The following is a 26488-nucleotide window of genomic DNA, read 5'->3' as shown; positions in this document are numbered from 1 at the left end:
AGACTATTTTGGAGTAGATCCCATATGAATGCTGCGTATCCTCGCTTTCACTGGGGACAAGCTTTACGGAATAACGTTCGTTTAGCGATATAAAAGACATTTCCTTGCCTTTTATATCGAATTCACGTTAATTATACCATTTCAATAAAGGTATTATATTTGAATAGTCATCTGTCCATAAAAATTGATTATCATCTGCCACAAAACGCCAGTTAGTTCCCTTCATGATTTTAAAAGCTAACGATTGATCCGACGTTAGTAAAGCCCACTCTGAATTAAATTGCCCTAATTTTCTATCCCCTTTATGCTGTAAAGATAAAGTGATCATATCCAAAGAGCGCCCTATTGCATTTAGAACGGGGAGTAATTGGAGATGTCTGTTACTTAAATTAACTAAAATGACTCCGTCTTCTACAATTTTTTTCTTATATAATGTGAATGCTTCAAGTGTCATCAAATGAACAGGAATAGCATCTGAATTAAATGCGTCCAGTATTAACAAATCTTGCGAAGCGTCTGGAATATTTACTAAAGCCAATCGACCGTCACCCTTAATAATCTTGGTAGCGGGAGGACAGTCATTCAGATACGTAAACAATTTGGTGTTTTTGGCCAATTCAATAACTTGCTGATCGATCTCAATAACTTTTACTTCATCAGTAGCGCGAAATTGGCACAATAGTGTTCCTATACCTAATCCCATAATAGTCACAGACAGAGGATGATACTCCTGCTTCAGAGTTTCAACTACTGGAGATATGGCTCCATAATATGATCTTAAACCATTGGCCGATTTTTCCCCATTCATTAATTGCATCCCATGAAGAGTCGATTGGCTGATCAACACATGCATATTCTCTTTTTCGAATACTTGTTTTACACCATAAAAATTTCTTTCCTGCAGTAAAATGTGTTTATCTTGCAAGGGGGGAAAATAAATAAATACAAATAAAATCAGCATGGATAAAATAAGATTCATTTTATTGTGATGCCAAATCATAATGATTCCAAGAGACACAATGGCTAATAAATGAAAGTTGGTTAAAGTCTTAATCCAGGGGAGGATAGGAATAAAATAATGAATCGATAACAAGCCTAACACAACTAATGGTACCCACCAGCCTCGGGTAGTTTTTGGTAAAGGAAGGATCAATAAACTTAATAAAATTGCCAAAGGATACTCATAAACGTGGTTAAACCAATTTGGTGCTAAAATTCCATTAAAAACCCCAGCTAAAACCCCTCCTAAAGACAAACAAAAATAAAATAATGTCAATAGATGTGGCTTGGGTCTTCTAGCAAATAACTGACCATGACAAAGTAAAGCCAGAATAAAAAAACTTAATAGATTAAATAATATCAATTGCCAGACCCTTATTTGACTCACTCCTAGAATGAATCCAATAATTGGAAACACAAGGAAAAAAAGACAATTACGAGAAATCCATTTTTGCGGAATAAGCGGATTGGATGTAAAGGTAAATACAAAAGACAACAAATAAAGAGCTAAAGGCAAAACCCAAAATAATGGTGTTGCAGCAACATCCGTGGTTATGTACAAAGTAACACCCAACATCAGGCTACAAGGAACAAAACTCAAAAAAATCCAATACGCGATCTCTCGCCAGGGGAGAAAATCCACTTCTTCTTTTTCAACCAGCAAGGGTTGGTATTTTGTAAAAAATAAGACTGTTACTAAAAGCAGTAAATAAATTCCAAATCCAACGTTCCAGAAATAAAATTGATAGGTCAAACCAATAAATCTTTCGATAACCCAGGGATAAACAAGTAAAGCAATCAAACTACCCAAATTACTGGATATATATAAATAATAAGGATCTGCAGCCCCTTTGCTTTGTGTCTGGCTATAAGCAAATTGTAATAAAGGGGCTGAAGCACCAATAACTAGTAATGGTAAACCTAATTGAGTTAACAAATTATGTAAAATAGCCCATTCAGGTTGCCCGGCCGCAACGACAGGATGAAACAATAAAGGAAATGCAATAAAACTCAAAACAACCAATGCCATATGGATTAGACGCCAAATAGCAGGCTTCTTAATTTGACTTAAAAGCCAAACATAACCATAAGAAATCAACAGAATAAATTGAAAAAAAAGGACACAAACAGTCCATACTCCAGGTGTACCCCCATAGGCTGGTAGCATGGCTTTAGCCACCATAGGTTGAATACTGAACAGAAGAATAGCGCTTATAAAGAGACTAACAGGAAATAAAAATCGAAACACAACGCAATCCTTAGCTAGAATGCTACCAAATCAATGAAAGGATCATTCTACGATTACGCTTCTATTCATACAAGAATGAATTATTATTCGGTAATAGACTTTTTTCGAAGCGCTACTACCATCGTGGAGAAGTCTAATGAAATTATTTACAGGAACCATAATCTCACTAAAATGGATTATCAATTCGCCGCCTTCAAACTGTAAACAATTAACGAGGATTAGTTTCCTGATCTTTAAAAGGATGTTTGACAAACACACATTGAGCTATCTTGGCAGCTGACAAAATCCTTTTATGGCTTTTGAAGTGTTTGTAAACATCCCATTATTTAGAAGCGAACACGACTATTGGTCAATTAGTACTTATAGCAAAGAATATTTTATTTCTTTTCCTTTGAGGCCGATAACATCCAATGTGCTTTTTCATGAGCTGCCACTCTATCACTCAGTATAGTGACAGTGCCTTCGTCTTCATTTTCCTGTGCGATTTTAATTGCCTGATTTAAGTCCTTTACTATCATCATATTGTCTTTAGCTAACTCACTCACCATTTCATTAGCACTCACCCCGGAATCACCATCTTTAATCGTTTTTAATTGATTAAACTCAGCGAAAGTAGCAGGAGCCTTATGACCCATAATTCGAATTCGTTCTGCAATTTGATCCACAGCTTCAGCTAATTCTTTATATTGCATCTCAAATAATTCATGCAAACTTTTAAATTGAGGTCCAGTAACATGCCAATGGTAATTTTGTGTTTTCAGATACAATGCATAGGTATCAGCAAGAGCCACTTCCAGTTTTTTAATTACTTTACTCATTGTTCTTCCCTTATTTTTTATTTATGTTATTTAAGGATAGTTCAAAATTTCTAAAGAAAAAATCAATCAGAATTTTCAACAAATTCTCTTTCACTTCAGTAAAAAATTTTTAATCTAGAACTTAGGATTTTTTGTAAGTCCTGTCAATGTATTATTAGTTCTATTTTGAATGGGACTCAGGAAAAACTCCAAGGTCAAGGCAAATAAGTTTTTTAATGAGTGAGTTTATACAAACTAATTGACTGAATTAAAAACCTTTTTAACGAAAAGATTGGAGTTTTTCGTAAGTCCCGTTGAATACTTTGAAACAATAAAAAACCCGCCTTATGGCGGGTTTTCAATGGATAACCGGGGAGAATTACATCATTCCGCCCATGCCACCCATGCCGCCCATGCCGCCCATATCGCCGGCGCCTACACCGTCGTCTTTCTTAGGCAGATCAGCAACCATACACTCAGTAGTCAACATTAAGCTGGCTACGGAAGCCGCATTTTGTAGAGCCATACGAGTTACTTTAGTTGGATCAAGAATACCCATCTCAACCAAATCACCGTACTCACCAGTTGCAGCATTAAAGCCGTAGTTGTCTTTGTGTTCAGCTACTTTATTAACAATAACAGACGCTTCGTACCCTGCGTTACTTACGATCTGGCGCATTGGAGACTCAATAGCTCGACGTAAAATATTGATACCCATATTTTGATCATCGTTATCGCCTTTTAGTGCATCCAAAGCTTTCTGGGCACGAATCAAGGCAACACCACCACCTGCAACGATACCTTCTTCTACTGCAGCACGAGTAGCATGAAGAGCATCTTCAACACGTGCTTTCTTCTCTTTCATCTCAACTTCAGTAGCAGCACCAACTTTGATCACTGCAACACCACCAGCTAATTTAGCAACACGCTCTTGTAATTTCTCTCTGTCGTAATCAGAAGTAGTTTCTTCCATTTGAGCACGAATTTGAGTAATACGAGCATTAATTTCTGTTGCCTTACCTTCACCATCGATAATAGTAGTATTTTCTTTGGTAACAACGATACGTTTTGCACTGCCAAGATCTTCTAAAGTAGCAGCTTCTAGGCTTTTGCCAATTTCTTCAGAAATCACTTCGCCTTTAGTTAAAATAGCAATGTCTTGTAACATCGCTTTGCGACGATCACCAAAACCAGGCGCTTTAACAGCACATACTTTTACTATGCCACGCATGTTGTTAACAACCAGAGTAGCCAAAGCCTCACCCTCAACATCTTCTGCAATGATCAATAAAGGACGACCAGATTTAGCAACGCCCTCAAGTACAGACAACATTTCACGAATACTGGAAACTTTTTTATCAACCAATAAAATGAATGGATGTTCCAGTTCACAACTCATGTTTTGTTGGTTGTTGATGAAGTATGGAGAAATATAACCACGATCAAATTGCATACCTTCAACAACAGAAAGCTCATTCTCCAGTCCATTACCGTCTTCAACAGTAATAACACCTTCTTTACCAACTTTTTCCATTGCTTCAGCAATGATAGAACCGATCGCTTCATCAGAGTTAGCAGAAATAGTACCAACTTGAGCAATGGCCTTGCTGTCTTTGCATGGCTTGGACATTGATTGCAATTTCTTGGTAACAGCCAATACTGCTTTATCAATACCACGCTTGAGATCCATTGGATTCATACCAGCGGCAACTGCTTTGTGTCCTTCAACAAGGATAGAACGAGCCAATACAGTAGCAGTAGTAGTACCATCACCAGCAGTGTCAGAAGTTTTAGAGGCAACTTCTTTCACCATTTGAGCGCCCATGTTCATGAAACGTTGTTCAAATTCAATTTCTTTAGCAACTGACACACCGTCTTTGGTTACAGTAGGAGCACCATAAGACTTTTCTAATACCACATTACGACCACGTGGTCCCATTGTTACTTGAACAGCATCTGCCAATGCATTTACACCAGCAAGCATTTGTAGGCGAGCATCGTCACCAAAACGTAATTCTTTAGCCATTATCATTGTCTCCTTAAACAATTAGATTACTTCTCGATTACACCCATGATGTCGTCTTCGCGCATCACAACTAATTCTTTACCATCGATTTTAACTTCGGTGCCAGAGTACTTGCCAAACAGTACCACATCACCAATTTTCACTGCTAAAGCGCGAACATCGCCATTTTCCAACACTTTACCAGCACCTATTGCAACGATCTCACCACGCATAGGTTTCTCTGTAGCACTATCTGGAATAACAATACCACCAGCTGTGGTACGCTCTTCTTCCATACGACGAACAACAACGCGGTCGTGTAAAGGACGAATTTTCATACTTTTCTCTCCTGATTAAATTAAACTTTAAATTATTTAGAAGCTGTTGAGATTTCACTAATTTGAGTCTGAATATCAACAGTCCCGAAGTACTGGTTGTCCTTCTTCAAGGCAAACAATACCGATGACAGACATATGGGGATAAGAAACAAACTTTCAAGGGTAAAATCAAAAAAAATTTTGGATTTATGATTTCAGAGTCTACAATAAGTTTATTAATCACGGTAAAAAGACATCGAATGAAACAATGGCTCCTATTATCAATATTATTTTTAACTTCTCTTTTTGTTCATGCTGAACCCTTGCCAGCTTCTGAGGTATTCAAGGTTGATGTCAAAAAAATAGATCCTAACACTTTCGCCATTCACTGGGATATCATGCCTCACTATTTTTTATATAGTGATCGTATCCAATTAAACACAACAAATGATGACATTGTTCAGTTAGGAAATCTCCGCTTTCCTACCCCCTTAACCAAAACCGATAAACAAGGACGAATTTTTACCGTATACCGAGATCAGCTCACTCTTCCTGTAGGGGTACTTGGCATTACACCAGGAGAAACAATAATCAATTTGCATTTTCAAGGGTGTGCGGACGATGGCTTTTGTTATCCGCCTGAAGTAAAACAAATTAAACTGGCCATTAACGACAAATTAGCCCTTTCCCAAGTTGATTTGGAAACAATTAATGCACCAACTCCACAAACAACGACTAGTGAAGAAGCAGAAAAAGACATCGCTAGTATTTTTGCGAATCACAACTGGATAATGATTCTGCTCATTTTTTATGGATTTGGCTTGCTCTTATCCTTTACCCCTTGCATATTGCCTATGGTTCCAGTGCTATCTGGAATTATAGTTGGCCATGGGAAAACCGCAACAACCAAAAAAGCATTTTTCCTTTCATTAAGCTATGTGCTTAGCATGTCAGTAACTTATGCAGTGGTTGGAGCAGTAGTTGCTTTACTGGGAGCGAATTTACAAATTAGTATGCAATCACCTTGGGCTATCAGCATATTCAGTTTAATATTCGTCTTGCTTGCTTTGTCGATGTTCGGCTTTTATGAATTCAAATTACCCGATGCCTGGCAAAGTAAAATTGTAGGCTCAAGCCGTGAGCAACGTGGAGGACACTATCTCGGAGCCGCCATAATGGGATGTTTGTCTACCCTGATTTTGTCCCCATGCGTCACGGCACCATTAATCGGCGTTTTAACTTATATAGCGCAAACCGGGAATATATTCTTAGGTAGTATTACTCTATTTGTATTGAGTCTTGGCATGGGCACTCCATTGCTATTGATAGGCACTTCTGCAGGCAAATGGTTACCTGAAACCGGTGGCTGGATGAATGCCGTTAAGGCTTTTTTTGGTATTTTACTTCTTGCTGTAGCTATTTATTTAATGTCACGTATTCTACCCCCTGGTTTTGTAATGATACTCTGGGCGTGCTTACTTATTTTTTCGGGTATTTATTCGGGTGCACTGACTCCATCTAATACCAATCAGGAAAAATTGTATCAAGGTGTTGGAATCATTTTATTAACCTATGGATTATTAATACTTATTGGAGCAAGTATGGGATCATCTAATCCTTTACAACCTCTGTCCAATTTACAAGCTGCTCCACTTATTAGCTCATCATTAGAAACCCCTAAAGAACAAACCCTTAAAAGTGTTGAGCTGGCCTTAAAACAAGCCTACGGAAAACCGGTTATGCTTGATTTTTATGCGGACTGGTGCGCCTCATGCAAGGTAATGGAAAACACCACATTTAAAGATCCTCAGGTACAGCAAGCCCTGAGCCATTTTGTAGTGATGAAAATTGATATTACTGCTAATAATAAAGACAATAAAATATTAATGGAACATTTTCATGTCGTAGCCCCCCCAACTTTTATATTTTTCAATGCTCAAGGTGAGCAGCTTAATGATTTGAAAAGGGTTGGTGAACTTAATGCAGACGAATTCATGAAAACAATAAGTAACATAGGTTTGGATTAGAATAGGTTCTGTTGACATTTCTACTATCTTGGCCGAAAAAACTTGATTTTCTGCGCTCCGTCGCTCACTACCTCTATGTACGCTCCGCCACGGTACTCGAAAATCAAGTTTTTTCCACTCAATCTAGCGAAATGTCAACTGAACCTGGTCATTATAATTAATGGCTTTTCTATGAAAGCAGTCGACAACTCAACCTATTAAGCAGTATAATTCGTTCATTTTTTTTACATATAGAATTTTATGAATCATAAAGTAGGATTTGTGAGTTTAGGATGTCCTAAAGCATTGGTTGATTCTGAACGAATCATTACTCAGCTTAAAGCGCAAGGCTATGAACTAGTTCCAACGTATCAGGACGCCGGTGTTGTAGTGATTAACACTTGCGGTTTCATTGACAGTGCTGTTAAAGAGTCTCTGGATACTATAAAGGAAGCCATGACTGAAAATGGACGAGTTATTGTCACAGGATGTCTGGGAGCCAAAGCGGATATCATAAAAAATGCATGCCCTGATGTCCTGCATATCAGCGGTGCGCATGCTTACGAAGAAGTGGTCAATGCAGTACACCAACACTTGCCTCCCCCTACTGATCCTTTTACACAACTTATACCTCCTCAAGGAATAAAACTGACACCTCGCCATTATGCTTATTTAAAAATATCAGAAGGATGCAATCAAAAATGTACTTTTTGCATCATCCCTACGATGAGGGGAAAACTGCAAAGCTATCCAATGACTCAGATTCTTACTGAAGCTAAAAAATTAAAACAAGCCGGGGTAAAAGAATTATTGGTTATCTCGCAAGACACCAGTGCTTATGGAGTTGATACACGTTATCAGCCTGTAGAGTGGCAAGGAAAAACAGTAAATACTCGCTTTTACGATCTATGTGAACAATTAGGTGAATTAGGAATTTGGGTCAGGCTTCATTATGTGTACCCTTATCCTCATGTCGATGACATTGTTCCTCTAATGCGCGATGGGCTGATTTTGCCCTATCTGGATATACCATTGCAACATGCCAGTTCACGCATCTTAAAAGCCATGAAAAGACCTGCCAGTAGCGAAAATACGTTATTACGTATTGCTTCATGGAGAGAAATTTGTCCTGACATTACACTACGTTCCACATTCATTGTAGGCTTTCCTGGTGAAACAGAAGAGGAATTTTCCGAGTTATTAGATTTCCTTGAAGAAGCACAATTAGACAGGGTAGGATGCTTCAAATACTCACCTGTTGAGGGAGCAAAAGCGAATGATTTGGATAATCCTATTTCTGAAGAAATTAAAGAAGAACGTTATCATCGCTTTATGCAAGTACAAGCAGAAATTAGCCGTAATAAATTAAAAAATAAAATTGGCAGCACTCAAACCGTTTTGATTGACGATATAACAAAAGATCAGATCATAGCTCGTAGCAAAAGCGATGCCCCAGAAATCGATGGCTTGGTTTATTTGCCTAAAATACCCGGCATTACCGTAGGATCTTTCGCTGAGGTCGTCATCACTGATAGCGACGATTATGATTTATATGCTTCTTTAGCCTGAGAAAATTACATTAAAAATTTTTTTACGTCTGGAAATAGGTTTCATCTATCCGAGACCGTGAGGAATGGAAAGATAAATTATCGGTTACGTCCTGATAAATCCCCACGAATTTTAGAATGAATTTATCCCAAAACCGTTCGCACTGAGGAGGAACGCAGCGCTGAGAGCTCCTCCTCAGCATGAACGGTTTCGGTTAGAATAAAAAATGGAATAGTTATTTTAATCAAATAGATACGGTTATGTTTCGTGGAGATACATCTGTTCGGAATGACATGCCTGGCTGAATAGAGTTTTTGATTCTATTGAAGTTAAAAATTTCGTAGGGATTTATCAGGTTACGTCATAATCCGAGCCGCGACCGTGAGGGAGCGGAAGATAAGCTGGGTGCCTGATTAGTGACTAACAACAACTGGAGAAACCATTTGTTAATATGATTTTCTATGGGGACTTTTCTGATTTCTACCGCACAAAATGTCTCTTAAATCGCCAGGTTGCCAAAGAAATCATTGCAAGACAATAAGCAAGTAGCGGCCATAAATTTGCCCAAATTTCACTAAAATCATTTCCTTTTAACATAATGCCAAAGATAATTTTAAAAAAATGAGTCAATGGCAAAAATAATCCTAGATATTGTGCCCATTCAGACATTCCAAATATTGGAAAAGTAAATCCGGTTAATAAAATAGAAAAAGCAATAAAAATATTGATCACTTGTACCGCTTCAAATTGTGATGTGCAAAAAGTAGCGATAGTTAAGCCCAAAGATAACTCGGCTACAATATAAGGTAGTGTACATAAATATAAAAGAAGAGGATTACCAACAAACGGAACATGGAATAAATAATAAGACAAGATAAGACCAAAGCTTAATTGCAAATAACCAATAATAATATAAGAAAAAATTTCACCTAATAAAATTTCAGATGGGCGAGTAGGGGAAGCTAATAAATAGTCAATAGTACCGCCTTGAACATCTCTAAAAGCTACTATTACTGTAATCAATAACATGGTTAACATCAGTACCAAGCCAATCATTCCCGGAACAACATAAAATTGAGTAACCCGATCCGGATCATATAATCGATGATTAATAATCTGGAAATCAGGCCAATGGCCAGGTGTATTTATCTTCCCTTGGCCAATTTTCTCTAAAAAAGATGATTTCAATCCAGCCAAAGCAATGATGGCTCTACCTGAAGCAAGAGAATCAATGCTGCCGTCTTCTAATAAGAGAGCAGGATTTTGGTTTCGGCGTAGTGATTTCGTAAAATTTGCCGGAATAGTCAATACTAATATTGCCTTACCCGTTTTCAATAAATGGTATGCTGATTCTGAATCATCCGTCGAACTAACAAATGAAAAGTATTCTGTATTTTGCATCTCTCGAATGAGTTCACGTGTTACATCCGTATTATCAAAATTGATTAACACCGTGGGAACTTTTTTTGGATAGGTATTTATGGCATATCCAGCTATACAGACTAAAATCAAAGGCAAGATCGCCATAATCACGATAGTAGCAGGATCACGTTTCATTAATATGAATTCTTTTCGGATAATAGCCCACAAACGCTGAATTGAAAAATGCATCGTCACTTTCGGTTCCCTTCTTTCATAATTTTATAAATGAAAGCATCTTCTAAAGTAGTATCTGTTTCTTTGACTTCATAATTTTTCAAAACTAATGGATCCAATATCTCATATATATTCGGCTCTACTGTACTAATGCGAATTTCATTACCTTTTTCAATACTTTGAATCTTGGGATAATTAACTAATATTTCCTTCAATCCAGAAAAATCGCTCCCTTTAACGCTCCAGGAATGCAAACCAGTAGATTTAATAATCTCAATAACTGATCCCCGCGCTAATATTTCACCTGCGGACATATAAGCTAATTGATGGCATCTTTCTGCCTCATCCATATACTGTGTACTGAGCAAAACAGTTACCCCTTGAGATACTATATCTTGTATATGATCCCAAATTAACAAACGAGATTGAGGATCAATACCTGATGTTGGTTCATCTAACAAAAGCAAGCGTGGTTTATGTAACAAAGCAGCTGCCAATGCAACTCTTTGCTTCCAACCACCTGACAAAGTGGATGTAATCCTGTTTTGATTTTCATTTAATGTCAGTAATTCTATAATTTCCTTTAGTCTCTCTTTCCTGTTTTTTAATTGATATATTCTTGCAATAAAATCCAGATTCTCATAAACAGTCAAATTTTGATAAAGGCAGAAGTGCTGTGGCATATAACCAATCTGGGCTTGGATCAACTTGGTTTGTGTCATTAAATTCCAATTGAGACATTTACCCTGACCCGTATCAGGGATAATTAATCCACTTAACAATCGTAAACTAGTGGTTTTCCCACTACCGTTTGGTCCTAAAAAACCAAAAATTATCCCTTCTTGGATTTGTAAGTTTAAGTTGACTACGGCTCTCGTGCCATTAAATGATTTAGCCAGTCCTGACACATCAATGATGGCTTGCTTTGGGCCTGCTTTACTCATAATTGATTTCCACAGGCTGGCCTGTTTTTAATAAATCCCTTAATTCATATGATAGGTCTGCTTTCACTTTATAAACTAACTTATAACGATTATTTTCACTAAATAGAGCATCAGGAGTATATTCCGCCTGATTAGATATGAAGGTTATTTTGACTGGATATCTTTTTTCATCTAACAAAACGTGGATTTTTTTACCTAATTTTATTTTATCCAAATGACTTTCCGGAACATAAAACAGGATTTTCATTTGCGAAGGAAGAAAAAGGCTAGCAATAGGAGAATTAGGAGGCACATATTCGTCCTTTAAATAATAACGCTCCGTCACTATAGAATCTGCTGGTGCTTTTATTGAATTTATTCCGTTAAGGGTTAAAATTTTATCCTCTTTATGAAGCAATTGACCTTCGTGAACATACCATTCTTTTAAATACCCACCTTCCGGACTTGATACTATAAATAACTGAGACTCAACATAACTTGTAGTTTGGAATGGTGATTGTTCCTTTTTACAACTCAGTAATGTGGAACACACTGATAAAACCAAGATTGCAATCCCTGTTTTCATACCTATTATCCTTTTGCCATCAGTGTTAGTCATCGTATCGGCAAAGCACTAACCATTGGAATATCATCTAATATGTAAATCGCTCATCCAGCCAATCAAAAATTATTTGTTGAAATTGACCATTGGCATCGGCCTCGCAATGCATTCCTGCACCCAGCTTTGCCTCAAACGCAACATATGTTTTCTCACAACTCAAAGCGTCATATAATGTATTCCCACGATTTGATATCTTATCACTCGGATTATCACAAACTAAAGTTGGGCATTGGATCCCATTGACCTTATCAATAAAGGTGTAAGCAGATAAGGCTTGCAAATATTCAAAAGGAGAGGATAGACCATGTGTGTACATTCTTGATTTAAAATAAAATTCTTTCATCGGATTTTCTGAGAACAATTGATAAAAAATGGCATTGAGTTCCTCAGCCCTCCCCTCTTTCAATAGCATCATGAGGTTTGGTTGTAAAATTTTATCAAGCGATCCTGCAATATCCATTTGTCCCGGGTCACAGATTAATGCGGCCAGTCGCTTTTCACTACAAGCAGCCCTGGGCGCAAGATAACCTCCAAAACTCCTTCCTATTAAAACATAATCGGAGGTACCCAGTTCATTTTGCCCATCTAGCCAATCCAATACTTGAGAAATAACATGCTCGAAATCAGCCCTCATATAAAGCTTTTGTCGGCGTAAGACATGCCCTTGACCTGGACCATCAAAAATCAGAATATTATATCCATGTAAAAGTGCCGCAGGAACAAGAGAGTAATTTTCTTCAAAAGTACTGTCATAACCTCCTGGCACAATTAATGTCGCTTTTGAAGACTTGTCACTACAAAATAAATAACCACACAAGGTCTGATTATCATACGGTATTTGTGCCTTTTTAGAATGAGGATGCAAGCTAAGCATCGCTCGTTCAAAACAAAATTGCAATTGATCAAAACAAGGAATCACTCTGGGATCGTTCGGATTTGCCCGTAGAAAAAATTCACTTGCTCGGTAATACTCTGCAGCCCTTAAATAGGTATAGGCTGCCGTTATAAAATGATGAGCCTCCCAGCTGATATTTGCCTTCTCTTGCAATATACTGGCTATCTCATACCAAGCCTGGTACCAACTATCTCCATTTTTATCGGTTATTTTGGACAAGGTGGTATAACATTCACCAACATCGGCGCATTGTACATAGCTTTTCCCAAGAGTCCTTAAAAATTGTCCAAAATACTCATCGCTAAAAACCCCAATTTTTTGATACGTATCATAATAATTAATTTGCATAATAAGTAAAAAAACCTTAAAAATTACAGAGTAACTGAAAGTAGATTTTAATACTATGCTTGAGAATATTGATAATTATCCAATAAGTCTTGCCAAGTTTCTTAGGTATAATACTCAGGATAATTTTAAAAAACCAATGGTCAACATAATCTAAGAGGACTCATGAAAAACCCAAGGTCAAGACAAAAATGTTTTTAATGGAGGAGTTTAGATAAACCAAATGACCGAATTAAAACATTTTTAGCAAAGGAGTGGGGGGGCGTAAGACCTGTCTAATTACTATAATGAGCCTTACACACCTCCAACACTTCATGATGTATTTCTTCACCATTAAGAACGTCTGATTGCACAATTTTCTGATGCATTAAATAATGAAAATACTGATACGCCTTCTTTAGAGTTATAAATTGAGGTTTTGTAAGCACATTCACTAAAAACAAATGTTGAAGTTGGCTTAAAGTATTTGTATAACGAGAAAACGTAGGATCCCTCAGATTTAATATGAGGAACTGAACTAAAAACTCCAAATCCAATAACCCACCTCGAGCAAGTTTTACTTCATCCGATTCTTGAAATTGATCTATTTTAGCTCTCATAGTCAATACATCCTGCTGCAATAACTTACTATCCCTTGATTGGGACAAAACCGATTTTTTTAGTTGGGAAAATCGGTTTTTAATTTTTGAATTCCCGGATAATATTCGAGCCTTTAACAAAGCCTGATGCTCCCAAGTCCAAGCTTGAGTTTTTTGATACTCAACAAACGCATCAACATGACTTACCAATAATCCTGCTGCCCCAGAGGGTCTTAATCGTGTATCAACATGATACAAAACTCCCATTTGCGTGCGAGTAGTTAACATATGCAGTATTTTTTGAGTTAATCTGATAATTAATCCTTCTTCAGAAGGGTTGGCAGTATGTAAAAAAACTAAATCCAGGTCTGAAGCGTAATTCATCTCCCTACTGCCTAATTTTCCATAAGCAATAATAGCGAACTGAGATTTAATTCGGGCCATTTCAGGATAGCGCACGCATAACTGCTCGCTTGCAATAATCAAAACCTGATTAACGATGACTTGTGCTACATTAGAGAGAAATTTACCTATTCGAACAGCATCACATAATCCATATAACTCTGCTCTAGCCGCTACCATCCAGTTTGTTAATTTAAATTGACGAAGTATCTCCTCCTGCAGTTCCACATCATTTGTATGTTTTAATTGTTCAGTTATTATTTGTTCCAATTGCTGTAGAGTATCAGGTCTCCAGCCCTTTTCTTGATCCAGTAATATCTCTAATAAAAAAGGCTGACTAACAAATAAAGAAGAAATAAAAGGGCTATTAACAAACCAAAACAATAATTCTCTTAAAGCATGGGGATTTTCTGTGAGTAGAGCAAGATAGGCACTGCGCCCTACGATGTTTTCAAGTAAATGAATTACTTGCAATAATACCTCATCCGTCTTAGGGCAGTAGGTCAGTTCCGTAAGCAATAAAACCATAAAACGATCAAGACGAATGCGAGCCCCTTGAGGTAATCTTCTGCAACGTGGTCCATGTCGAAAGGCATGGATCATTTGGTAGCAATGTTGTGCGTTTTCATACCCTAAGCTAATCAATAAATTCACGGCCATATTACTTTCAACATGGCCTTGCCAAAGACTGGATAATTGATTACTCAACAATCTTTTTTCATCTTCATAATCATCCACCTTGCCAAGGATAGAATGAAAGAAATTGCTAACAATTCGTTGATATTGTTGTAATTTATCCAGAAATTCTTTCCAGTCGAGATATCCCATTGCTATGACAATCTGTGCTTTTTTCAACTGATCTTCGGGTAGAGTATGAGTTTGCTGATCATTCAGGCTCTGTAGAACATTTTCCAATTTTCTCAAAAAAAGATACGCTTGTTTCAAAGCATCGCATCTAGGCAATAATTTTTCCTGTTTTATAACAGCAAGGGCAGACATAGCATTTTGTACTTGCAACTGAGGCAATCGACCCCCACGAATTAATTGAATGTTCTGAATAATAAACTCTATTTCCCTAATGCCACCTCGACCTCGTTTAATGTCGTTTAATAACGGATTAAGTTGTACCTCGCGCTCTATCATTGCCTTCATCCCGCGTAAGGACTCTATCACACCAAAATCAACGTACCTCCTATAAACAAAAGGGTTGATCAAGCGATTAAACCATAAAAATGGTTCATCCAACGTCTCGGCAATTACTCTTGCCTTAACCATCGCATAACGCTCCCAATCGCGTCCCTGTTCCTGATAGTAAGTTTCCATAGCTGCAAAACTCGAAACCAGTGGTCCGCTGTCTCCATTGGGTCGCAATCTTAAATCTACTCGAAATACAAAACCATCAGGTGTTACAGTTTGTAACAAATGAACAAACGTCTGCACCATCTTGCTAAAATAGTGCTGGTTCGCAATCTGCTCATCGCCATCAGTAACACCCACTTCACTGTAGGCAAAGATTAAATCAATATCAGAAGAATAATTGAGTTCCCTTCCACCAAGCTTTCCCATTGCAAGGGCATAAAATGGTATCTCCTTACTCTCCTGGCTTCTGGGTACACCGTAGCGAGTCAGCAAAGAAAATCTAATATATTTTAAAGTATACAAAACTACAGTATCTGCCAGATCAGACCAGGATTTCATGACCTTCTCTGTCGAAGCAAAACCGGCTATTTCAAGCAGTAATAATCGTAAAAAATGAGTATGACGAAACTGGCGCAATTCGCGCATATATTGGGTTTGAGATGCTTCAAGATTTATCTGATTGATGGCATGAAAATAGCTCTCTCGAGACAATAAAAAATCACACGAATCTTTTTCTAAAAGGGTAACTAACAATTCAATTTGCCTACAGGCATAATCACTAACAAGCAGCAGTTTTTCGACACTGTCTTTCAATGGATGGTGCAAATGAGCAACATATTTTTCAATAAACCAGGATTTTGCAGAAATTAATACATCAATATCACTCTTTTGGATCATAAATTACGCTATTTTTAATATAAAAACATAACACTACCATAGGTTTAATCTATTTATTTCATATTTAATACTTTAAAACTCACATTTCCCGTTATAATCTTATAAGATACCCTAACAATGTTTTGGTGACGATACCAATGAAATTTATTAAAGGACTGTTGTTATTCGCCTTCATTTTTTTTATTTCCCCTCTCTACTCACAAGGTGAGACTTTGAAAGTTGGAATAGGCGGTTTTTATCCACCCTTTATAATGCAAGGAGCACATCGCGAGCTCTTTGGTTTTGATATTGATACAATGACAGAACTCTGTAAAATAATGAACCGTCATTGTGAATTTCATACCTTGAGATTTCGACAATTAATCCCAGCCGTAGTGAACAAAGAAATTGATGTGGCAATCAGCGCAATGTCAATCACTCCGGAACGTTCAAGCCTAGTTAATTTCAGCATACCCTATTTATTAAGTTATTCCAGATTTCTTACAAACCATGCTGCTTATACTCATCAAACTTTTAGTTTAATGCTCTTAAAAGGTAAACGAATCGGTGTAGAAGAAAATACTGTCTTTGTCCAACAAATTAGGGACATGGGAATAATAGACCCCATTGTAGTTAGGTTTGACAGAACTGTTGAAATGTTAGAAGCATTGAGTGATGATAAAATTGATTTTATTCTGCTGGATAATCCTTCTGCTCTTTATTGGGCGGCCAATTCATCAGGAAAATTCATGGTAATAGGCAATCCCATGCTGTATGGCTATGGTTTGGGAATAGCGATCAATCGGGAAAACTCAGCATTGCTACAATCAATCAATAATGCTTTGTTACGATATCAACACTCTGAGAAATATAAAGAAAATTACAATAAATATTTACTGCACTTTTAAGAATAGATATTTATCAATCGTGCTAAAACCACCTGAACAAGTTCTTAAACTGGTTGACAAAGCACTAGTGTAAAGTTTGGCCTTGGGTAATACACCGGCTAATCACTTGCCTGGTAACAAAATCACCCTGACTGGCTCCATATAATGAAGCGAAATGTTTTGCCAAAATGACTACCCAACCAGACAAGCGAAAATTCATGCGTTTTTCATTTTGATCCACTACAATTTCGAAAAGCCCTAATGAATCGCTATCCCGATCATTCGCATACTCTTCCATTATCACTCGCGCAGTTTGCAAATCTTTATCTCTGGTAGGCCAATTTTGACTCATAAAACACTCCCTAAAAACATGAGCAAGACTGTAATGATTTCTACAACATTGGGGCAATTTTATAAATTGCAAGCTGAGAAATAAATAAACATTATCTCATAAAGTGAACAAATACTCAATATTGAGGCTAATTTTTATACCAAATTCAAGCGTACAAATCCTGGGATACTTATTGTGACAAATGAGCAGAGAAGCCCATAACCATCAAGCTAAGGGAGTGTATTTTTAATTTAACGAGAAGATAAAAAAATTAGATAAGCCAGGCTTCCTTATTCGTTTAGCGTCCAACATGAGATTAAAAATATAGAAATTAAAAATCGCTTCCCTTAACACCATTGCGTTCAGAGCTTGGCAGCGGTACATTAAATACATAGAATCGCTGTGAATGGATGTGAGTCTTGAAAATATCGCATCAAACAGGATGAAAAACCATGCATAAAATGATTAGTGGCGATATGATAGGCGTTGGTTTAAGAGCCCCACATTATGATCAAATACTAGAAAAAAAACCTGCAATTGACTGGTTTGAAGTACATACAGAAAACTTCCTTTTAAACGGAGGGCCAATATTAGAGCTTTTATTTTCCATTAGTCAGTATTATCCACTAAGCTTTCATGGAGTAGGATTATCTCTAGGCTCAGCCAAAGAAATCAGCAAAGAACATTTAAAACGAATTAAAACTCTCGTTGATCGCTTTGAGCCTGTTTTCCTTTCAGATCATTTGTCATGGAGCAACATAGGGAATACCTACTTGCCGGATTTATTACCTATTCCCTATAACGAAGAAAGTTTAACGATTATCACCAATAATATTGATAATGTACAAAATTATTTACAGAGAACTTTATTAATAGAAAATCCCGCTTCTTATTTAGAGTATCGAGCCTCAACTTATGAAGAACCTGAGTTTCTAGCAGAAATAATCAAACGCACGGGCGCTAAAATGTTATTGGACGTTAATAATGTTTACGTTTCTTATTCAAATAATAAGCGAGATCCGTATCAATATATTCAAAAAATCCCTCACAAAGACATAAAAGAAATTCATGTAGCAGGACATTCTATTTCATTGCAAAACCAAACGAATATCTTGCGAATAGATACACACAATGATCATGTCTGCCCGGAAGTATGGGATTTATATCGATATACTATAAATCACACTGGTCTTGTTCCAACTTTATTAGAATGGGACTCAGAAATACCGCCTCTGGATGTTTTAATCAATGAAGCAAAAAAGTCAGCTCATTATGCCTACCATTAAACAATTACAGGAAGCTTTTTTTGAGAGTGTATTCAATAAACAAGATACCACTATTTTTGAGCAATTTTGTCATAATGAAATTGCTCCTGAATTTCGCTTTAATATTTATCGTAATACTATTTTACAAAACCTGCGTAATTCTTTAGAAATGACCTTTCCGGCAATTTGGAAGTTGGTCGGAAAAGTATGTGCCGATGCTTTGGCTCTAGCGTTTGTTCAAGACCCCTGTAATTTACCAAAGACTAATTGTTTAGACGATTGGGGTGAAAAATTCCCTGCTTTTTTACAAAATAATGAAATGGTTAAACATCTTCTTTATCTAAAAGATATCGCCGAAATAGAATGGTTGAGGCATTTAAGTTATTGCTCACAGGATTATCTTGTTCTTGACTCCAGCGTACTCAAAAAACATATAAATAATTCCGTGGACAAATTATGTTTGATATTTAATCCATCGGTATTTTTATATTCATCCCCCTATTATTTAAAAAATATCTTTGAGTTAATAGAAAATCCTTTTGAAATAAGCACCATAAATTTTCAACATTTACCAAGTTATGCTGTTATAGCACGTCAAAAAAAACAAATATTGACACATTGGATTACTAATGATCTGTTTCATTTCTTATGTCATATAAAAAAAGGGAGTCCACTTGGACAGTCTTATGAAAGCACTTTAGAAAATCATCCAGATTTTAATTTGTTTTCAGGCTTACAATTTTTGCTACAAAATGAATTATTAGAACATTATTTCATTTATCCACTCCCTCACGGTCTTGACTCAGATTGTAGTTTAACCTGAGCCGCGACCTGATAAATCCCCACGAAAATATACAATTTTAGTAATGCCTCTGTTATCCCTTAGATTCTGTCATCCCTGCGAAGGCAGGGATCCATTTTGCAATGTACACCCTAAGCTTCATTAGGGTATTCTATCCTGCCAACTTCGCAAAAAACTCTACATCATATGGAAAAACAATATTATGTTTATATTCTTGCCAGCAAAAAATATGGAACTTTATATGTAGGCTTTACCAGCAATTCGACCCAACGTATTTACGAGCATAGGGAAAATTTAGTCGATGGATTTACTAAAAAAATATCATGTACATGAACTGGTTTATTTTGAAGTTCACTCTAATGTTTATGAAGCAATTACTAGAGAAAAACAAATAAAAAGATGGAAAAGATAATGGAAAATTAACTTAATTGAGTTAAACAATCCTCAGTGGATTAATTTAAGTTACTAACTATTTTGATGGATGGATCCCTGCCTTCGCAGAGATGACAGGGTCATTTATAATTGTACGAATTCGTGGAGATTCATCAGGCCGCGACTGTGGAGGAGCGGATAATAAATTCAGAAGGATCTTTTTTATAACGAATTCATGTTATTTTACCAAAGCCACCAAATCCAGAGGACCTTCCACACCCCCCACATTCCTTGCTTTAAGCTCTTCTTTAGGTATATCGCTCTTATAGCCTTGTTTTAATGCTTCTACAAAAGTATTCTTAGTAGTCAAAGCCTGAGTTTTTTCTTCTTTATTATGTTTTTCAAGCTTGGCTGCCAAATTAACAGTTTCTCCAATCACTGTATACTCCAAACGATTTTCATGACCAATCACACCAATTACCACTTCACCAGACGACAACCCAATTCCTACACCAACTACTGTATCTCCCTTTTGTCGTCGATTATCACTCCATACCGTCATTGATGATATGATTTCATCAACGGTTCTTAAAGCATCAGCAGCATAGGTATTAGATGGAGCCACAGCACCAAAACTTGCCAAAATACCATCCCCCATAAACTTATCAATACTTCCATTATTTTTTTGAATGATTGGTACAACCAAATGCTGATATTCACCCAATAGTCCAATCAGTTCACTAGGAGACAGTTTAGCTGATGCTTTGGTAAACCCCCTCATATCAATAAACATAACAGCAGCCTGACGTAATTCGCCATACCCCGCTTGTAATGACTTTTCAGAGGTCGTTATTTTTTCTACAACACTTGTATCAAAAAACCGAGATAAGTCTTTTGCGGCACTTGTCTGCTCCACTGCTTGAAAAAGAGTGCGTTTGGCACGTGTCAGCACCAAGGCAATAATTAATGTTACTAATATCACCGACAAAATAACATCAAATACAGCACCTAAATAGACACTCCGAGTAGATGCAAATGTCACATAATCCCATGTAATAACTTTCATGCCTGAACTGGATAAAGTTTGCCAAGCGATAATACCCCACCCAATAGCCGCAGTAAGGCCTGAGAGTATTACCCATATGGGTTCAAACCGAAGTGCGCGTAATGCAATCAAAATATAAACATAATTAATATGTGGGTTTTTAAGATTGATGGTCGGTGTTGTTTCAAACTGAAGATAATATGTCCATATAATAAATAATAACAGAGCCATTTCAGCAACTATGGAGAAACCAAGAAACATTGAATTCAATTGATTAGTATAGACAAACCACAATCTTACCAATACTAAAATAGTAAATAACCACAAGCCTAAGGAAGAAGATTGAACCGGAGCACCAGGAGAATATCCCGCTGAAGAAAAAAAATTGATAATACTCAGTAGTACAATAACACCTAATTGCACACCAGTAACCAATAATTCACTTGTGTATTGTTGAGCCTCAATCTCTTCCCTGATACGAAGAGGTAATTTAGAGTAACTATACACTCCTTCCTCCCACTATACGTTCACACAAACCTTTAGGCAGCATGATAAAAGCTTCTGGATCACGATCCTTCGTTGATTGTGAGGCACAAGAATGTTGTGAAGTAGCGCAATCATTTTTCCCTGCACGCGCCACATTATAACAACGCTCTCGTTTTACATCGATTTCTTTAGATGAAAACCAATTGGTATACGTATATACGGAGGCAAGAGCGGCTCCTAAAGCAGCTGCAATTACCGCCGTATTTTGTATCTGACGTTTATTCATATTATTTTCCAACTATTTTTAAAAATGACTCCCAATTTTAAGCCAAATAATCTGCGACAACTTCTCCATAAGGTAATGTTAAATCGGTAATAAAATGTGAAACGGATACAATTTTTTTGATATGAAGATTGGAAATAGGAGCCAATGCATGCGGATGGAACTCCAGGCTACCTGGTCCCGTCCATGCCCCTTTCACTGTAATGTCTGTCAAATAAGTCTTAGTCAATTGATTAATTAAAGGAGTACCATCCACATCAGGAACGTTCTTAAGCAAAAAGACTGGTTTTTTTACTGATTCCAAAACCTTTTCCGTATCTAATGGTCGATGTTTATATCCCATTGTCGCAATGGCAATATCTATGCTCCCATACTTAAGGATACCAACGAGTGTGTCCTCTTCAACAAACAATTTTGGTTTGGCCAATTTCTTTGGAAAACCCCATATTTCTCGACCTCCAGCAATCGGAGCATGGCAATCAAGGAACATCGAAATAGTAAAGCCTCCTTCTTCACCTTTATATCTCACCGGCACAACTTGGCCTGATTCGGTGTAATCACCAAATCCAGTTGAATCAGGCATACGAATAAATTCAAATTTGACTATGGGCTCTATTAACTCCATATCTGGAGGAAGAATGGCTTTCAAAAGTTCTGGATCGGTTTCATAAGCGATAATAAAAAATTCGCGATTAATAAATCGATAAGGGCCAGATGGATAAGTATTTAGCCAACGAGGAACAGGCATATCAAATTCATTATTGATAATACTCTCTGAAGAATTAGCAGCAAATTTCTTGTCCATTAGTCCACTCCCTTTGTATTTTCTTATAATCCTGGCAAGGTTATATTAATCTCGATTCGCCATAAGCCCTCAAACCAATTAACTGGCTCCTGAGTTATCTCCCGTCTTCGATGAATCATCTGTAATAAGCAAATTACTAGCACGAAAAGTATAATAAGACCAAAGCCAATTTAAAATAACACTTAAACGATTTCGAGAGCCAACCAGGAAAAAGACATGCACCCCTCCCCAAAACCACCATGCCAGCTCTCCGCTGATTTTAAAACTATTAAACTCCGCAACAGCTGCTTTACGGCCAACAGTAGCGAGACTCCCTAAATGAACGTATTTAAAAGGTTTATGTTTTGATTGGTTATTATAAATCCTTTTAGAAATTACTTTACCCACATAAACGCCACCTTGTTTAGCGGCAGGCGCAATACCAGGTACTGGCTTACCTTTCCAGGCATTTGAAGCAGCGGTATCGCCTATAACAAAAATATTTGAGTAATTAGCCACTGTCAGATCGTCATTCACTTTGACACGACCTGCTGGATCAGCTTCTACTTGAAGCCATTTTGCGGCCGGAGAAGCAGCAACACCCGCCGCCCAAAAGACTGACTTAGAATAAATTCTTTCATTATTAATAATCACACCGTCACCATCAATTTGCTCAACCATGCTATTCACTAAAACTTTAACACCCATACTTTCTAAAAAGCTCTGTGCTTTTGCCGAGATTTTTTCTGAAAAGGTGGGCAAAATGCGAGGTGCTGCCTGAACCAGGATAATATTTGCTGACGAAGGGTCAAAATGACGGAATTCTTTTACGATCCCAAATCGTGCAAGTTCCGCTATTGCCCCAGCGAGCTCAACACCAGTGGGTCCTGCTCCCACAATGACGAAATTCAACAATTGCTTGCGTTCTTCATCATTTTGAGCAAGCTCAGCCAGTTCAAACGTTCTAATGATGCGACTACGCACTGAGGTACCATCATTAATTGTTTTTAAACCTGGCGCATAAGGAGCCCAATTATCTTTACCAAAATAACTATGGGTTGCTCCTGTCGCTATCACCAAATAATCATATGGAATTGTAAAATTATCAGCTAAAACGAGCCTCTCCTCTTTATTAATATCTGTAACATCTCCCAATAATATTTCTGCATTAAATTGTTCTAAAAATATGGACCGAATCGAAATAGCAATATCTGCTGGCGAGAGACTTCCTGTAGCAATCTGATATAAAAATGGTTGAAAAAGATGATAGTTATGTCTATCAATCAAAGTTATTTTGACTGGCATATGACGTAATGCTTTAGCGCAGGCGATACCCCCAAACCCTGCACCAATAATAACTACGCGTGGTAAATTATCCAGGCTAAATGCCGGTTTACCAGAAAGCTGTGGGTAATGTTTCTTCAAAGCATTAAAAATCAAATGATCCAATGATAAGACTCCCGGACCTGAAACAAATAAAATGGCCATCACCATCATCCAGTATAAATAAAAACCCGTTACTTCTGGGGTAAAGCTAAAAAGAACAACTATTAATCCCAGAATTGCAACAAATCGGGTAGCAAAGCCAAATCCCAAAAAAAGGGCAATAAATAATGAAAAATGGCTAAAAACTATTGATGCTGAACTTAAAGGCAGCCAAGACATAAGAGCTTGTAACTTGTCAGGAGAAATTATTTCGACATATTGATTGACTAACAAAAGCGAGATCATTAACCAAATACGTATAAGAAATAAAAACAAGCTTGAAAAAAATCCTCTGGTTTTCTCTACAAGGGTCACAATCGACATGGCAAATGGCAAAGGACTGCGGCTAAACCCTTGTTCGAATAAATTATCCAGAGAAAGCGGACCAGGCCCTCTCAACACATAGCCCAGCATTAATGCGATCCAAAGCAAATTAAGATCTATGGGTTGATAATAAATTTGGGTCATAACAGAGAATACTGCAATAACCGCTGCCCCGCATCGGGTAAATAAGCCAAAAAGAAGGGAAATACCGCCAACAAATTGTGCCAATATTCCTAACAGAGCTTCCCATTCAGGAGATAACCAGGGAACTGGATATTCATTTTTGGCTAAATAAACGGCAGTATCCCAATGGTTAGCCAAAAGAATTGCAGAGACTAATACTTGCTGTGCAATCCATATTCGAAATGCCAAATCAATAACAGGCCATCCAATCCGTCCAAGAAAGTCAACAGAATCGGTAAAGACATCAAAAAACCTTGCTACATTTCTTGAGAACGTATTGCTTTTTTGAGTTGTCGATACCTGATTTGCTTGCTGCATATAAAAATCCCTTTCAAAAAAGTTTAAAAAATACCTGTATTTCTAATAACTTTGGATTTAATTATAGCCACAAATTTAAAATTATGTTGTGAACCATTGTTGTTACCTAAAATTACAAATATTCCTCAAGATCAATAGTTGTCATTTTCCCAAGGTGCTTAAAATTTTCCTTTAACCATTCAGCTCCCTTGTTACGTCCTTCCTCATATAGATGTTTAATAAACGACCACTCCGGATTTAATTTACTAGCTACAGTAGAAGATTGCATTGATACATCAGCACGAATTGCATGAATATAAAGTTTCTTAAGGTTATTTTTATATTCTTCTTTAATCCAACCACTGTCTATTAATTTAGTTACAAACGCAATTGCCCGCATTTCACGCATTAATGAAGAATTAAAACTAATCTCATTGACCCTATTTAGAATTTCAGTTGCGGTTTCAGGAACGTGCTCTCGATAAATGGGATTGATATGAAGAATTAAAATATCTCTGCAGTCGGAATTATAAATTAGAGGAAAAATGGCTGGATTTCCCATGTAACCACCATCCCAAAAAAAATCTTTCCCAATATTAACTGCTTGGAACATAAAGGGGAGACAAGCCGAAGCCATAACAGCATCTACTGAAATTTTTTTATTATCAAATACACTAATCTTACCTGTTTGAACATTCGTAGCAGAAACAAAAATTTTAATACTTTTACAAGATTTGATTTTTTCAAAATCCACAGTTTGCTCTAAGATTTCTCTAAGTGGATTAAAGTTAAGAGGATTGAATTGATAGGGTGAAAGAACTTTGGTCATCAGGTCAAATATAAAATAGGACATTGAATTTTCAATTCCTACACCAAGCAGCTCTTCTAACGGAGTTTTTTTGAGTGGATTGTATATTTGCCCAGCATCACTAACCATCTTCCAAAATTGATGTAACGCTTCTCGAGCTCCTTCCTTTCCACCCGTTGCCAATCCATGAGCAAGTACTGCGGCATTCATTGCTCCGGCACTGGTAGCGGAAATAGCATCAAAACTTACACGGCCATCTTCAAGAAGTCTATCGATAATACCCCATGCCAGAGCGCCATGGGCACCACCTCCTTGTAAAGCGAGGTTAATCATTTTGATATCCTTTGCCATAATAAAATACTCCTCGTCCTTTAGGTATGATTTATTAAAGTATAAGGTAAAGATACAAGAAATGTTTTCTATTTTATTGATGACGAAGAAAAATAATGTCAAATAACTCCTTTCCCCATCTTTTAGAAATTCTATTTATATTCTGTAACAAATTGAAAAATGATACTATACTAATTACGTTATTTTATTAAATAACATATGGATTAATCACATATAACAAAGGATATGCATTATGAATAATATTTCTAAAATAACAATGGCTGCCGTTATGGCCGCTGGACTTTCAATTGCTACAGTCCCAGCCAGCGCCGATACTCCAAATGATATGGAAAAATGCCAAGGTGTGGCTAAAGCTGGCAAAAATGATTGTGGTACCGCGCAACACGCTTGTGCCGGTCAATCTAAAACAGATGGCTCAGCAACAGACTGGATTTACCTGCCCAAAGGTACTTGTGAAAAACTTGTTAACGGAACAGTTAAAAGCTAA

Annotated in this window: 22 protein-coding genes; 7 read left to right on the top strand and 15 right to left on the bottom strand. The window is 37.0% G+C overall.

Translation table 11 applies throughout. The annotated features are described in order from the left end of the window. Positions 1-127: 127 nt before the first annotated feature. The 4 genes from ACZ5EK_RS03610 to groES form a co-directional block, all read right to left on the bottom strand. Positions 128-2248: a spermidine synthase gene (locus ACZ5EK_RS03610; protein ID WP_464431441.1), complete on the bottom strand. Its 2121-nt coding sequence runs from the start codon at positions 2246-2248 to the stop codon at positions 128-130. A 377-nt stretch (positions 2249-2625) separates the two neighbouring features. After that, positions 2626-3066 carry a Dps family protein gene (locus ACZ5EK_RS03605; RefSeq protein ID WP_464431440.1) on the bottom strand — a complete coding sequence of 147 codons (441 nt, stop codon included), beginning with the start codon at positions 3064-3066 and terminating at the stop codon, positions 2626-2628. 358 nt (positions 3067-3424) lie between these two features. After that, positions 3425-5074: a chaperonin GroEL gene (gene groL / locus ACZ5EK_RS03600; RefSeq protein WP_464432450.1), complete on the bottom strand. Its 1650-nt coding sequence runs from the start codon at positions 5072-5074 to the stop codon at positions 3425-3427. 23 nt (positions 5075-5097) lie between these two features. Further along, entirely contained in the window at positions 5098-5388 is a 291-nt protein-coding gene (groES, locus tag ACZ5EK_RS03595; RefSeq protein ID WP_464426575.1) for a co-chaperone GroES, read from the bottom strand. A 239-nt stretch (positions 5389-5627) separates the two neighbouring features. Between groES and dsbD the strand changes: the two genes are divergently transcribed. Continuing rightward, positions 5628-7394 carry a protein-disulfide reductase DsbD gene (dsbD, locus tag ACZ5EK_RS03590; protein ID WP_464431439.1) on the top strand — a complete coding sequence of 589 codons (1767 nt, stop codon included), beginning with the start codon at positions 5628-5630 and terminating at the stop codon, positions 7392-7394. A gap of 240 nt (positions 7395-7634) precedes the next feature. Next, the gene (gene rimO, locus ACZ5EK_RS03585; RefSeq protein WP_464431438.1) at positions 7635-8942 is read left to right on the top strand and encodes a 30S ribosomal protein S12 methylthiotransferase RimO; all 1308 of its coding nucleotides are present in this window, start codon (positions 7635-7637) and stop codon (positions 8940-8942) included. A gap of 459 nt (positions 8943-9401) precedes the next feature. On the opposite strand, the gene ACZ5EK_RS03580 is transcribed toward rimO, so the two are convergent. The 5 genes from ACZ5EK_RS03580 to glnE form a co-directional block, all read right to left on the bottom strand. Further along, entirely contained in the window at positions 9402-10532 is a 1131-nt protein-coding gene (locus tag ACZ5EK_RS03580) for an ABC transporter permease (RefSeq protein WP_464432449.1), read from the bottom strand. Between the two features lie 2 nt (positions 10533-10534). Further along, positions 10535-11461: an ABC transporter ATP-binding protein gene (locus ACZ5EK_RS03575; RefSeq protein ID WP_464431436.1), complete on the bottom strand. Its 927-nt coding sequence runs from the start codon at positions 11459-11461 to the stop codon at positions 10535-10537. Further along, positions 11454-12026, bottom strand: a complete 573-nt coding sequence (locus ACZ5EK_RS03570; protein ID WP_464431435.1) for an HlyD family secretion protein — start codon at positions 12024-12026, stop codon at positions 11454-11456. The genes ACZ5EK_RS03575 and ACZ5EK_RS03570 overlap by 8 nt, the downstream gene beginning before the upstream one ends. A 67-nt stretch (positions 12027-12093) precedes the next feature. After that, positions 12094-13305: an alpha/beta hydrolase family protein gene (locus ACZ5EK_RS03565; protein ID WP_464431434.1), complete on the bottom strand. Its 1212-nt coding sequence runs from the start codon at positions 13303-13305 to the stop codon at positions 12094-12096. 272 nt (positions 13306-13577) lie between these two features. Further along, on the bottom strand, positions 13578-16319 hold the full coding sequence (gene glnE / locus ACZ5EK_RS03560) for a bifunctional [glutamate--ammonia ligase]-adenylyl-L-tyrosine phosphorylase/[glutamate--ammonia-ligase] adenylyltransferase (protein WP_464431433.1): 2742 nt from the start codon (positions 16317-16319) through the stop codon (positions 13578-13580). Between the two features lie 137 nt (positions 16320-16456). Between glnE and ACZ5EK_RS03555 the strand changes: the two genes are divergently transcribed. Next, positions 16457-17206 carry a transporter substrate-binding domain-containing protein gene (locus tag ACZ5EK_RS03555; RefSeq protein ID WP_464431432.1) on the top strand — a complete coding sequence of 250 codons (750 nt, stop codon included), beginning with the start codon at positions 16457-16459 and terminating at the stop codon, positions 17204-17206. Positions 17207-17270: 64 nt separating this feature from the next. On the opposite strand, the gene ACZ5EK_RS03550 is transcribed toward ACZ5EK_RS03555, so the two are convergent. After that, positions 17271-17537 carry a hypothetical protein gene (locus ACZ5EK_RS03550; RefSeq protein WP_464431431.1) on the bottom strand — a complete coding sequence of 89 codons (267 nt, stop codon included), beginning with the start codon at positions 17535-17537 and terminating at the stop codon, positions 17271-17273. Positions 17538-17968: 431 nt separating this feature from the next. Here ACZ5EK_RS03550 and bufB point away from each other — a divergent pair, with 431 nt between their 5' ends. From bufB to ACZ5EK_RS03535, 3 genes are all read left to right on the top strand, one after another. Next, positions 17969-18802 (top strand): MNIO family bufferin maturase, encoded by an 834-nt coding sequence (gene bufB / locus ACZ5EK_RS03545; protein WP_464431430.1) that lies wholly within the window; start codon positions 17969-17971, stop codon positions 18800-18802. Then, positions 18789-19604 (top strand): HvfC/BufC N-terminal domain-containing protein, encoded by an 816-nt coding sequence (locus tag ACZ5EK_RS03540; protein ID WP_464432448.1) that lies wholly within the window; start codon positions 18789-18791, stop codon positions 19602-19604. Before bufB ends, ACZ5EK_RS03540 begins: the two co-directional genes overlap by 14 nt. A 165-nt stretch (positions 19605-19769) precedes the next feature. Then, positions 19770-19916 (top strand): GIY-YIG nuclease family protein, encoded by a 147-nt coding sequence (locus ACZ5EK_RS03535; protein WP_464431428.1) that lies wholly within the window; start codon positions 19770-19772, stop codon positions 19914-19916. Positions 19917-20193: 277 nt separating this feature from the next. Here the strand turns inward: ACZ5EK_RS03535 and ACZ5EK_RS03530 are convergent, their stop codons facing one another. From ACZ5EK_RS03530 to ACZ5EK_RS03510, 5 genes are all read right to left on the bottom strand, one after another. Further along, the gene (locus ACZ5EK_RS03530; protein WP_464431426.1) at positions 20194-21507 is read right to left on the bottom strand and encodes an adenylate/guanylate cyclase domain-containing protein; all 1314 of its coding nucleotides are present in this window, start codon (positions 21505-21507) and stop codon (positions 20194-20196) included. Beyond that, a complete protein-coding gene (locus tag ACZ5EK_RS03525) occupies positions 21500-21772 on the bottom strand; it encodes a BufA1 family periplasmic bufferin-type metallophore (RefSeq protein WP_464431424.1) in 273 nt (90 codons plus the stop codon). Before ACZ5EK_RS03525 ends, ACZ5EK_RS03530 begins: the two co-directional genes overlap by 8 nt. Positions 21773-21809: 37 nt before the next feature. Then, the gene (locus ACZ5EK_RS03520) at positions 21810-22574 is read right to left on the bottom strand and encodes an acetoacetate decarboxylase (RefSeq protein WP_464431423.1); all 765 of its coding nucleotides are present in this window, start codon (positions 22572-22574) and stop codon (positions 21810-21812) included. 78 nt (positions 22575-22652) lie between these two features. Continuing rightward, positions 22653-24863, bottom strand: a complete 2211-nt coding sequence (locus tag ACZ5EK_RS03515; RefSeq protein ID WP_464431422.1) for an FAD-dependent oxidoreductase — start codon at positions 24861-24863, stop codon at positions 22653-22655. Positions 24864-24975: 112 nt separating this feature from the next. Then, the gene (locus ACZ5EK_RS03510; protein WP_464431421.1) at positions 24976-26001 is read right to left on the bottom strand and encodes a patatin-like phospholipase family protein; all 1026 of its coding nucleotides are present in this window, start codon (positions 25999-26001) and stop codon (positions 24976-24978) included. 232 nt (positions 26002-26233) lie between these two features. On the opposite strand from ACZ5EK_RS03510, the gene ACZ5EK_RS03505 reads away from it, so the two are divergent. Next, entirely contained in the window at positions 26234-26488 is a 255-nt protein-coding gene (locus ACZ5EK_RS03505; RefSeq protein ID WP_464431419.1) for a BufA1 family periplasmic bufferin-type metallophore, read from the top strand.

This window comes from Legionella sp. JM-2024, from assembly GCF_055389095.1.
Note: the sequence above shows the minus strand (reverse complement) of the source record. Positions and strands in the feature narration are given on the sequence as shown.